Raw genomic sequence first — 12078 nt, 5'->3', positions numbered from 1 at the left:
CTGTAATAAAGAAACTTTGAGATCTTATTTAAGTGAAATCAAAGATTCGACGAAGTCAAACGCCTTTGCAAACTTAAAATATATATCACGTTTTGAAAAAGAAACCTTTGCGCCCTTTACGTTAAAAATCAATACAAGCCAGACCAAAAATCTGATTTATGAAGACGAAAAACATTTTAAATATACTCTCGATCACAGTTTTTTCAATTGCATCAAATTATTTAAATGCTCAGGAAAAAAACTACGTTTCCGAAGTTTGGACTGCCGATCAGGGAAAGACTTACAAAAACCCGATCCTTTACGCAGATTATTCTGATCCGGATGCGATTCGTGTGGGTGAAGATTATTATATGACCGCTTCAAGTTTCAATGAAGCTCCGGGATTACCCATTCTTCACTCAAAAGATATGGTGAACTGGAAATTGGTGAATTATGCGATTCAGGATATTTTACCTAAAGAACATTTTTCAGTTCCAAGAAGAGGAGATGCGGTTTGGGCACCTTCCATCCGGTTTCATAAAGGAGAATTTTACATTTATTGGGGAGATCCCGATTATGGAATTTATATGGTTAAAACCAAAGATCCGCTCGGAAAATGGGAAGAACCGATTTTGGTGATGGAAGGAAAAGGCTTGATCGATTCCTGTCCGTTTTGGGATGAGGATGGGAATGCTTATTTAGTTCATGGATGGGCAGGAAGCCGCGCCGGAGTAAAAAGTATTTTATCTCTTAATAAAATGAATCCTGAAGGAACAAAAGTTCTCGATAAAGGTGTTCATGTTTTCGACGGTCACGAATCCCATCCAACAGTTGAAGGTCCGAAAATGTATAAAAGAAATGGCTATTACTACATTTTTGCTCCGGCAGGAGGTGTAGCAACAGGCTGGCAATTGGTATTAAGATCAAAAAATATTTACGGTCCTTACGAAGAGAAAGTTGTGTTAGAACAAGGCTCAACAAAAATCAACGGACCTCATCAGGGAGCTTGGGTAGATACGCCTTCCGGAGAAGATTGGTTCTATCATTTTCAGGACGTAGATGCGGGTGGAAGAATTGTTCATTTACAGCCAATGAAATGGGAAAATGACTGGCCTGTTATCGGCATTGACAATAATAAAAACGGAATCGGCGAACCGGTTTTAACATACAAAAAACCAAATGTAGGAAAAGCTTATTCTATCGTCACTCCTCCTGAAACAGATGAATTCGATGGTGAAAAATTAGGGTTACAATGGCAATGGAGCGCTAACGAAAATATCGTTTGGTCATCTAAACTTCCTGGACAGAAATTTTTAAGATTATTTTCGATAAAAGTTCCAGAAGGTGAAAAAAATCTGTGGAACGTTCCTAATTTATTAACTCAAAAATTCCCGGCTCCGAATTTTGCAGCTTCAACAAAAGTTAAATTAACACCCGAAGACGCTAAAGAAGGAAAGATCGCAGGACTTTTGGTGATGGGATTAGATCATGAATCAATCGTGATCACCAATAAACCCGACGGCTTTTATCTTCAATTAAGAAGAGCCGAAAAAGCAGATAAAGGCGGCGAAGAAAAGGTTTTATTTGAAACTAAATTAAAAGGAAACGAAGCTTATTTAAAAGTGAATGTAAACGAACCAAACGGTTTATGCCAGTTCAGCTACAGCGAAAACGGAAAAAGTTTCACAAAAGTAGGCGATGTTTTTCAGGCAAAACCAGGAAAATGGATCGGCGCTAAAGTCGGTTTATACAGTGTAAGCACAGAAAAAGCACCTCGCGGCGGATATGTCGATTTTGATTGGTTTAGAATTACTAAAAATTAAGATTTAAAGCTCTCTCAGATTGGGCAGATAACGCAGATTTTTAATTTAGATGAAAAAAGTTATCTATAATCATCTGCGTTACCTGCTCAATCTGCAAGAGAAAAAATAAGCATTCGATTTCGAATAAAATTAAGAATAATTAAAACTCAAAAAATAAAATGAAGAAGTCTCTTAAAGTAATCGGTTTAGTAGCAGCAATGATGTTTTCAGGGCAAATCTATGCTCAGAACCTTGATATTTATAAAAACATTGAGTTTAAAATGCCTCAGGTTGCAGAAACTTCATTTGCAGCCAATATCGTTTCCATCACACAATACGGCGGTGTTGCGGGCGGAAATGTAAAAAATACAGAAGCTTTCAAAAAAGCTATTGAAGATTTAAGTAAAAAAGGTGGCGGTAAACTGGTTGTTCCTCGTGGAATGTGGTTAACAGGTCCTATTGAGTTAAAAAGCAACATTAATCTTCACATAGAAGAAGGCGCCATGATTATCTTCAGTAAAGATAAAAATGATTATCCTTTGGTGGATGTAAGTTTTGAAGGATTAAATACAATCCGTTGCCAATCTCCTATTTCAGCAAAAAATGCAACAAATATTGCCATCACAGGAAAAGGTGTAGTCGATGGAAGCGGTGATGCTTGGAGAGCCATCAAAAAAAGCAAAGTTTCAGAATCTGAATGGAAAAACATCGTAAAATCCGGCGGATTATTATCTGCAGACGGTAAAACATGGTTCCCATCGGAAAGCTATAAAAAAGGATTTGAAAGCAGCTCAAGCTTTAATGTTCCTGATAAAATTTCTAAGGATGAATTAACTACGGTTAAGGATTTCCTTCGTCCGGTAATGGTAAGTTTGGTGGGTTGTGACAAAGTATTGTTAGACGGTCCGACTTTCCAGAATTCTCCGGCTTGGAATCTTCATCCTTTGATGTGTTCCAACGTGATTTTAAGAAATCTTACGGTTAGAAATCCGTGGTTTTCTCAAAACGGCGACGGTGTAGATTTGGAATCCAGTAAAAATGTTTTGATTTACGATAATACTTTCGACGTTGGTGACGATGCGATTTGTATTAAATCCGGAAAAGATCAGGATGGAAGAAAAAGAGGAATGCCGACTGAGAATGTCATTATTAAAAATAACGTGGTTTACCACGGTCACGGAGGTTTTGTCATCGGAAGTGAAATGTCTGGTGGAGCGAGAAATATCCATGTTTCCGACTGTACTTTTATCGGGACGGATATCGGTCTTCGTTTCAAAACAACTCGCGGAAGAGGTGGAATTGTTGAAAATATTTACATCAAAAATATTGATATGATTAATATTCCGACTCAGGTTATCGGCTTCAATATGTTCTATGAAGGTGCATCTCCTGTTTTGGAAGACGGACAGAAACAGGAAGGCAATAAAACACCTGAAAAGATTTATCCGGTTACAGAAGAAACTCCGATTTTCAGAAATATTTTCTTTAAAAATATCAATGCAGTAAATTCTGATGAAGCGATTACATTGTTCGGTTTAGCTGAAATGAACCTAAAAAATATTATAATCGAAGATTCTCAGTTTGATACAAGAAAAGCCTTAACCATCGTAGATGCAGACGGAATTCAATTGAAAAACGTAAAATTGAAATATGCTGAAGGAACGGGAGCAACCGTTTACAACAGCAAAAATATCAACCTTTCAACAGTAAAGTTTGAATCAGCAGGTAAACCTATAGTAAAAATATTAGGAAATAAAACGGGAGCAATATTGTTGCCGAAAGAAGTAACATCTGATAAAAATTCACTTTCTATCGGAACGGATGTAGCGAAAAATGCAGTTAAATAGTTGGTTAATCGCAAAGACACAAAGTTTTTTTGATTTAAACACTGTTTTAAGACATAAGAAAATCAAAGATTTTCAGCAAAGTATTGAGTATTAAATTTTATCAAAGATAAAGTCCTTGCGCCTTAAAACATAAAGACAGTAAATTGCTTTGCGTCTTTGCGAAAAACCAACAACAAAAAATAAAGCAGTATTAAAAAAATTCCATAAGCGAATGATTTTTAACAGAAAACATACTTATATTTCTATTTTTTTTGTGGGGACAATGGCATTCGGGCAGATAAAAAGACCGAATGCCACTCCTTACACGAACGAAGGTACGTTCGAAAAATTCAAGAAAAAGTATCCTTTTATTACCCCAATTGACCGATCAGTTCCGCAAAACATCAAAGTTGATAAAGATGTGGAATATGCAAATATCAACGGACTTTCTTTAAAAGCAGATGTTTTTTATCCGTCTGATCAATCGAAAAAATATCCGGGAATTGCAATGGTTCACGGTGGTGGTTGGATTTCAGGAAGCAAGGAAAATGAAAAATTCATGGCAATGGAACTGGCTTCAAAAGGGTACGTGGTGATCGCAATCGGTTATCGATTAGCCGATGTCGCAAAATATCCTGCCGGAGTTGAAGATATTGAAACCGGCATTCAATGGCTGAAGAAAAACCATAAAAAGTATTCTTTAAACAAAAAGAAAATGGTCGTTTTGGGTGAATCTGCAGGAGCACAAATTGCGACTTTGGTTGGTGTGAAGAAAAAGAATAAAATTCAGGCTATCGTCAATGTAGACGGAATCGTTTCATTTATTCATCCTGAAGCCGAGGAAAGTACCTACGCTGCGTATTGGCTTGACGGCGACAAAGAGGGTAATTTAAAAAACTGGACCAAGGCTTCACCTTTGGAATATGTGGATAAAAATACCCCTCCTACCCTTTTCATCAACAGCTCACAACCCCGTTTTCACGCAGGTCGAGATGATATGATGAAAAAATTGAAGGGTTATAATATTCAAACAGAGTTTCATGAAATCAAAGATACGCCGCATTCATTCTGGTCAGCAGAACCTTGGTTTACAGAAACTTTAAATTTGACTGTTGATTTTTTAGATAAAGTTTTAAAATAAATTTAGGTTGAGATTAAGGTTAAGGCTAATTTAAAAAAAGTTTTATGAAAAAATTATTTTTAATTGTTCTCATTTCAATGGCTAATTTTCTCTTTGCAGGAAATGATCCGTATATTAAAATTACCGTTGCCAAAGATGGTAGCGGAGATTTTACATCAATTCAGAAGGCGATTAATTCAATCAGAGATTTGGGTCCTGCGGAAGCTTTGGTTTTTATTAAATCAGGAATCTATAATGAAAAAGTGGTAATTCCTTCTTCAAAACATAAAATCACATTAGAAGGTGAAAATAAAGACAACACGATCATTACCAACAATGATTTTTCAGGGAAATTGGATTCATTTAATGAAAAAATGACAACGTTCAATTCTTACACTTTCTTGGTGATGGGTGACGATATTAAAGTTAGTAATCTAACGATTCAAAACTCTTCCTGCAACGAAGGGCAGGCGGTTTCTCTCCATGTAGAAGGTGACCGTTTTGTGATTAAAAATTCAAATATATTAGGTTGTCAGGATACAATTTATTCGGCAACCAATCACAGCAGACAATATTTTGAAAACTGCTATATCGAAGGAACAACCGATTTTATTTTCGGACAGGCAACGGTTGTTTTTAAAAATTGTATTATTAAAAGCTTAGCCGATTCTTATATCACCGCAGCGGCAACAGAAGCCGACAGACAATATGGTTTTGTATTTTTTGATTGTAAATTAATTGCAAAAGAAGGCATCACAAAAGTATATTTAGGAAGACCATGGCGATCTTATGCAAAAACAGTTTTCATCAACACAGAAATGGGAAAACACATTGTTCCCGAAGGCTGGAATCCGTGGAAAGGCGATAAAATGTTCCCGGATAAAGAAAAAACGGCTTATTACGGAGAATTCGGAAGTAAAGGAGAAGGCGGAAACATTTCAAAACGTGTGAGCTGGTCGCATCAATTGACGAAAAAAGATTTAAAAAATTATACTTTAGAAAAGATTTTTAATGATTGGGACCCGAACATGAGTAATAAATAATCGGTAATGAGTAATGATAACCTCAATAAATCGACCTAGGAAAATGGAGCGTTAAGAAAATTAATTCTGTGAACGTTAAAAAAATTCTACTGTCTGAGCGCGACACAAATATTGAGACGAAAAACTAATATAAAATTCGCGCGAAACCTAACAAAGTGGTTCGGCGAACGAAGAGAGTCAATTTTAGAATTTTTAGAGAACAGAATTTATTCTTAGCGGAAGTTTCCAAGTCTTGAACTTTTGGTTCTTTTGTTTTAAGACAAAAGAACATTAATAAAAATTTATTTAAAATGAAAAAAATACTTTTACTATTTAGCATAGCAGTTTCAACTTTAATTCTTGCTCAGCAAAAACCAACCTTATTCCTCATCGGCGACTCTACAATGGCAAACAAAGAAAATCCCGATAAAAATCCAGAACACGGTTGGGGACAAGTTTTACCACAGTTTTTCACCACAGGAATTGAAATTCAAAATCATGCCATGAACGGCAGAAGTTCAAAAAGCTTCAGAACGGAAGGAAGATGGGATAAAGTGGAAAAACAATTGAAAAAAGGTGATTTTGTCATTATTCAATTCGGGCATAACGATCAGAAATTCAAAGATTCTACAAAATTTACCAATCCTTACACTCAATACAGAGCCAATCTGGAAAGATATGTGAATGAAACCAGAGCAAAAGGCGCAATACCTATTTTAATGACGTCCATTACCCGAAGAAATTTTAATGAAAACGGAGTTTTAATCGACACGCATAAGGAATATCCTTTAGTGGTAAGAATGGTTGCTGACGATATGAAAGTTGCTTTCGTGGACATGCAGTTATTAACTGAACAGTTAGAAATTTCTTACGGTCCGGAAAAATCAAAACTGCTTCATTTACATTTCAAAGCAGGGGAAAATCCATTTTATGATAAAGATAAAGCAGATGACACCCATTTATCAAGATTAGGTGCAGAATCTGTTGCAAAATTGGCGGTAAAAGATTTGAAAAAACTGAAAACAGGTTTGGAGAAATATATTAAATAATAAAAACTCTCGCAGATTTAACAGATTAAGCAGATGAGAACTTAAAAAATCTGCTTAATCTGTTAAATCTGCGAGAAATAAAATAAACGTTACTTTGTCATTCTGACACAGCCTGAAGGGATGCGAACGAAGTTCAAAGAATCTCAACAAATAAAATGATCTAAATGATAAAATAGATTCTTCACTCCACTTCGTTTTGCTCAGAATGACAGTGAGCATAAATAATTTAATTTAAAAAATTCAAATAAAATAAAAATGAATTTTAAAAAAGAACCATTTTTCGACGGTAATTCCGAGTGGGAAGATTTAGGAGACGGTGTTTCCAGACAGTTTGTAGGATACAACTCTCAGGTCATGATGGTGATTGTAAAATTTGAAAAAGATGCCATCGGAACTCTGCATCAACATTTTCATTCGCAAATAACCTATGTAGCAGAAGGAAAATTTGAGGTCACCATTGATAGTGAAACGAAAATATTACAGCAAGGTGACGGATTTTTTGCCCAACCCAATATTTTTCATGGAGTAAAATGTTTAGAAGCGGGAAAATTGATCGATGCTTTTACCCCATTCAGAGAGGATTTTTTGAAAGATTAATTCACAAATATTCAAACCTAACAGGTTTAAAAACCTGTTAGGTTTTTTTTAATACACTTTAAAATAATAAATTTAAAGTTATGAAAAAAGCCATTTTCTTATTTCTCATTTTCTTTTTCGTGCAAATTTCGGCTCAGGAAAAACTAATGTTCTGGCCAAAGGGCGAAATGCCTAATTCGAAAATTTTAGCTTCAAAAACCAAGAAAAAGAAAATCCTTGCAGAATTGAAAGAACCAGAACTTTTCGCATTTTTTCCTCCTGTAAAAGAAAGAAAGCAAATGTCGGTGATCATCATTCCCGGTGGCGGCTATTCAAAACTGACTTATGATGAAGGTGCATTTCAGATCGCCAAATGGATGAATACGCTGGGAATTTCAGCGTTTGTTCTCAATTACAGATTACCTACTTCAACCGATTTAACCCAACGAGAAATCGCTCCGTTGCAGGATATTCAGGCATCGATTAAATACATCAGAAAAAATGCGGCACAATGGAATATCTCTCCTAATCTTGTAGGAGTTGTGGGAACTTCCGCTGGTGGTCACTTAGCAACAAGTGTAAGCAATATTTCCACAGATTATACCGATTTAAAAGGTGATTGGGCTTCAATTTCCACGATTCCTGACTTTGCCGTTTTATTTTGCCCGGTGATTGATTTTGGCGAATTTGCTCACAAAGGAAGCCGTGAAAGTTTGCTTGGAGAAAATGCTTCAGCAGAAAAAATCACGGAATATTCCATGCAAAACCGAGTGACTGAAAAAACGCCACCCACAATTCTGTTTCATAATCAAGATGATACAGCTGTTCCGCCAATGAACAGTATTCTGTACTATAAAGCCATGACAAAGAATAAAGTGAAGGGTTCATTATTCATTTTTCCGAAAGGTGGACATCGTTTTTTTGTTACCGATAAAGATGCACTGAGCGAAAACTGGAAAAAACTGTGTTCAGACTGGCTTGAAACCATCAGTAATAAATAATGGGTAATGAGTAATTTTAAAAATGCTTTAAGTAATTAATAATGTTATTACACTGAGCTTGTCGAAGTGTTTTGCGCCTTAACAACAGTATTTTATCAAAAAAAAAAATTGCGCCTTTGCGATTTAACCTAAACCATTTAATTTCAATGAAGAAGATAACTTTCATCATCATACTATTTCTTTTCAGCCAAATTTCTGCCCAACAGAAAATTACAGTTTGGCCGAAAGGAGAAATGCCCAATTCTAAAGGTTTAAAATTAAATACCATTGAAGAAAAAGAAGGTCGAATCACTCAGATTCAGGAAGCTGAGCTGTTTGCTTTTTTACCCGCCAAAGAAGAAAGAAAACCAATGGCAGTCATTGTCATTCCCGGCGGTGGTTACAGACATTTAACCTACGATTTGGGTGGATATTCTTACGCAAAATGGCTCAATACTTTAGGGATTTCCGCCTTTGTGCTGAATTACCGTTTGCCTACTTCTCCCGACTTAAAACAAAGAGAAATCGGACCGTTACAGGATATTCAGGCTGCGATAAAATTAATCAGAAAAAATGCCGTTCAATATGGAATTTCTCCCGACCAGATTGGAGTTTTGGGAACTTCTGCAGGTGGACATTTAGCAGCAATGGTGAGTAATATTTCTACAGATTATACGGAATTAAAGGGTGATTGGCAAACAATTTCCACAGTTCCAAATTTTGCAATTCTGGTTTCTCCGGTTATTGATTTGGGAGAATTTGCTCATAAAGGAAGCCGTGACAATCTATTGGGAGAAAATGCTTCGCAACAGAAGATTTCAGAGTATTCCATGCAGAATCGGGTAACAGAAAAAACACCACCTACAATTTTATTTCATGCTCAAAATGACAATGCAGTACCTGTCATTAACAGTATGTTGTATTATGAAGCCATGATTAAAAATAAAGTAAAAGGGGCGTTATTTATTTTCCCTAAGGGAGAACACAGTATCGGAATTACCAATAAAACCGAACTGACGGACAACTGGAAAAAAGTGTGCGCAGACTGGCTTAAAACTATTAGCAATAAGTAATTGGTAATGAATAAAGATCTTTAATTAAAATCTAAAAATTATTTTTACCACAAAAGATTCAAAAGAAAAGCATGAAGAAATCTTTTAAAACTTTTACGGTTAAAAAAAATCATTCAAAAAAAATAAAAATGATAAAAACTATTCAACATAAAATCTTTTTATTGGCTTGCGGAACGATTATTTCGGTTTCAGCGTACGCCCAGCAGAATTTAAAATTAATCTACAACAAACCCGCAGAAAACTGGAACGAAGCCTTACCCATCGGAAACGGAAGATTAGGAGCTATGGTTTTTGGAGGCGCCATTCAGGAGCACCTCCAGCTGAATGAAGAAACAATTTGGGCAGGAGAACCGGGAAATAATGTCCCGAAAAATACATTCGACAGCATACAGAAAATCCGGAAACTCTTGAATGACGGAAAGTTTGAGGAGGCCCAAAACCTATCTAATATAACCTACCCAAGACAGGCTCCGAAAGATCTGAACTATGGGATGCCATATCAAACCATGGGCGATTTGTTTTTAGATTTCAAAGGTCATGACAATTTTAAAAATTACAAAAGGACTCTGGACATCGAAAAAGCGGTAAGCACGGTTTCCTACGAGGTAAACGGCGTAACTTACAAGCGCGAAATTTTCTCGTCTTTTGTAGATAATGTAATTGTGATTAAACTGACCTCCAGCAAAAAAGGAAGTTTAAATTTTTCAGTCAACGCTTCTACCCCACACAAGATCCATTCGGTTTTCACGGATAAAAACCAACTGATCATCAATGGTACAAGTGGTTCTGTGGATAATAAAATTGGAAAAATTAAATTCAAAACCGTTGCGGTTCCTGTTGTAAGAGGTGGCAAACTCACTTCTACAAAAGATAAACTCAATATTTCGGGAGCAGATGAAGTGGTATTATATGTTTCGATTGCGACCAATTTCAAAAAATACAATGATCTTTCCGGTAATCCACATGCAAAAGTCGCTGAATATCTGAATAAAGCCTTAAATAAAAAATATAACGATGAACTCAAAAGCCACGTTGAAAAATACCAGAAATATTTCAACCGTGTGAGCTTACATTTAGGAACAACAGAACAGGCGCAAAAAACAACCGATGCAAGAATTAACGAATTTGGGAACTCAAGTGATCCCGATTTGGTGGCTTTGTATTTTCAGTTTGGTCGTTATCTCCTGATTTCTTCTTCACAACAGGGTACTCAGCCTGCCAATCTTCAGGGAATCTGGAATTATCAATTGAATCCGGCTTGGGACAGTAAATATACAGTCAATATCAATACGGAAATGAATTATTGGCCTGCGGAAAATACCAACCTCAGCGAAATGCATGAACCTTTGTTTGATATGATTCAGGATCTGTCAGAGACCGGACAGGAATCTGCCAAAGAAATGTATCACGCAAGAGGCTGGAATATGCATCACAACACCGATTTGTGGAGAATAACGGGAGTGGTTGACGGTGGTTTCTACGGAATGTGGCCAATGGGTGGCGCCTGGCTCACTCAGCACCTTTGGAATCATTATTTATACACCGGAGATAAAGAGTTTTTAAAAAAATATTATCCTGCTTTGAAAGGTTCAGCTTTGTTTTATCTGGATGTTTTACAGCCTGATCCTTCGGGTAATTATCTGGTGGTTTCACCGTCCATGTCACCGGAAAACACCTACCTCAAAGGTGTCGGAATTACTGCGGGAACAACGATGGATAATCAGTTGGTTTTTGATGTATTTAACAATTTTATCAATGCCTCAAAAGTTTTAAATGAAGATCAAAACCTCTCGGACGAGGTAAAAACGGCTTTAGCTAAATTGCCTCCGATGCAGATTGGCCAATACGCACAGTTGCAGGAATGGCTGCAAGATATGGACAAAACAACTGATAAGCACAGACATATTTCTCATTTGTACGGATTATTTCCTTCAGGACAGATTTCGCCATTTAGAAATCCTGATTTAACGGAAGCCGCAAAAAATTCGATGACGTACAGAGGTGATAAATCTACGGGCTGGTCGATGGGGTGGAAAGTAAACTGGTGGGCAAGATTATTGGATGGAAACAGAGCTTTTAAATTGATTTCAGATCAATTAACACCCGCTCCGCTAGATAATAAAGGAGAATCCGGAGGAACCTATCCTAATCTTCTGGATGCGCATCCGCCATTCCAGATTGATGGAAATTTCGGCTGTACTTCGGGGATTGCAGAAATGCTTTTGCAAAGTTATGACGGCTACCTTTACCTTCTGCCTGCTCTTCCTGATGCTCTGCCAGAAGGTTCTGTAAAAGGATTAAAGGCGAGAGGCGGTTTTGAAATCGATATGGATTGGAAGAATTCTAAGCTTACGAAATTAGTGGTAAGATCAACTTTGGGCGGAAATGCCAGAATCAGAATGGCGAAGGATATCCAGTTTAAATCTAAAAATAAATTAACTGAGGCGAATGGCGAAAACCCCAACGAATATTATCAGGTAAATTCCATTAAAACACCATTGGTTTCAGAGAAAGCGGAACTGAAAGGTTATCCGGTTCCGGAAACTCAGGTTTTTGATTTTGAAACGAAGAAAGGTGGTGTTTATAGGTTTGAAGTGAAATAATTTTAAAAAAAACATTCGAAAAATTAAAATCTCTTTTTTATTTTTACG

9 protein-coding genes are annotated in these 12078 nt (G+C 36.5%); all 9 read left to right on the top strand.

What is annotated here, in order from left to right:
- The first annotated feature begins 158 nt into the window (after positions 1-158).
- The 9 genes from BUA89_RS11335 (at position 159) to BUA89_RS11290 (ending at position 12030) form a co-directional block, all read left to right on the top strand.
- Positions 159-1802, top strand: a complete 1644-nt coding sequence (locus BUA89_RS11335) for a glycoside hydrolase family 43 protein (RefSeq protein WP_072957533.1) — start codon at positions 159-161, stop codon at positions 1800-1802.
- A gap of 158 nt (positions 1803-1960) precedes the next feature.
- Entirely contained in the window at positions 1961-3628 is a 1668-nt protein-coding gene (locus BUA89_RS11330) for a glycoside hydrolase family 28 protein (RefSeq protein WP_072957530.1), read from the top strand.
- Positions 3629-3839: 211 nt separating this feature from the next.
- The gene (locus BUA89_RS11325; protein WP_072957526.1) at positions 3840-4748 is read left to right on the top strand and encodes an alpha/beta hydrolase; all 909 of its coding nucleotides are present in this window, start codon (positions 3840-3842) and stop codon (positions 4746-4748) included.
- A 44-nt stretch (positions 4749-4792) separates the two neighbouring features.
- Entirely contained in the window at positions 4793-5770 is a 978-nt protein-coding gene (locus BUA89_RS11320; protein WP_072957523.1) for a pectinesterase family protein, read from the top strand.
- Between the two features lie 290 nt (positions 5771-6060).
- Positions 6061-6798: a rhamnogalacturonan acetylesterase gene (locus BUA89_RS11310; RefSeq protein WP_072957517.1), complete on the top strand. Its 738-nt coding sequence runs from the start codon at positions 6061-6063 to the stop codon at positions 6796-6798.
- A gap of 255 nt (positions 6799-7053) precedes the next feature.
- Positions 7054-7395 carry a cupin domain-containing protein gene (locus BUA89_RS11305; protein ID WP_072957514.1) on the top strand — a complete coding sequence of 114 codons (342 nt, stop codon included), beginning with the start codon at positions 7054-7056 and terminating at the stop codon, positions 7393-7395.
- Positions 7396-7475: 80 nt separating this feature from the next.
- The gene (locus BUA89_RS11300; RefSeq protein ID WP_072957511.1) at positions 7476-8375 is read left to right on the top strand and encodes an alpha/beta hydrolase; all 900 of its coding nucleotides are present in this window, start codon (positions 7476-7478) and stop codon (positions 8373-8375) included.
- Positions 8376-8521: 146 nt separating this feature from the next.
- On the top strand, positions 8522-9427 hold the full coding sequence (locus BUA89_RS11295) for an alpha/beta hydrolase (RefSeq protein WP_072957508.1): 906 nt from the start codon (positions 8522-8524) through the stop codon (positions 9425-9427).
- A 128-nt stretch (positions 9428-9555) separates the two neighbouring features.
- Positions 9556-12030, top strand: coding sequence for a glycoside hydrolase family 95 protein (locus BUA89_RS11290; protein WP_072957966.1), 2475 nt, complete (start codon positions 9556-9558; stop codon positions 12028-12030).
- The last annotated feature ends 48 nt before the right edge of the window (positions 12031-12078 follow it).

It is taken from the genome of Chryseobacterium arachidis (assembly GCF_900129245.1).
In the GTDB taxonomy this organism is placed as follows: Bacteria; Bacteroidota; Bacteroidia; order Flavobacteriales; family Weeksellaceae; genus Chryseobacterium; species Chryseobacterium arachidis.
This window is presented reverse-complemented; position numbering and strand designations above follow the sequence as displayed.

Coding starts and splice junctions, on each gene's coding strand:
- BUA89_RS11325 (WP_072957526.1), top strand. CDS start 3,840: ATGATTTTTAACAGAAAACATACTTATATTTCTATTTTTTTTGTGGGG.
- BUA89_RS11335 (WP_072957533.1), top strand. CDS start 159: ATGAAGACGAAAAACATTTTAAATATACTCTCGATCACAGTTTTTTCA.
- BUA89_RS11290 (WP_072957966.1), top strand. CDS start 9,556: ATGATAAAAACTATTCAACATAAAATCTTTTTATTGGCTTGCGGAACG.
- BUA89_RS11320 (WP_072957523.1), top strand. CDS start 4,793: ATGAAAAAATTATTTTTAATTGTTCTCATTTCAATGGCTAATTTTCTC.
- BUA89_RS11310 (WP_072957517.1), top strand. CDS start 6,061: ATGAAAAAAATACTTTTACTATTTAGCATAGCAGTTTCAACTTTAATT.
- BUA89_RS11305 (WP_072957514.1), top strand. CDS start 7,054: ATGAATTTTAAAAAAGAACCATTTTTCGACGGTAATTCCGAGTGGGAA.
- BUA89_RS11300 (WP_072957511.1), top strand. CDS start 7,476: ATGAAAAAAGCCATTTTCTTATTTCTCATTTTCTTTTTCGTGCAAATT.
- BUA89_RS11330 (WP_072957530.1), top strand. CDS start 1,961: ATGAAGAAGTCTCTTAAAGTAATCGGTTTAGTAGCAGCAATGATGTTT.
- BUA89_RS11295 (WP_072957508.1), top strand. CDS start 8,522: ATGAAGAAGATAACTTTCATCATCATACTATTTCTTTTCAGCCAAATT.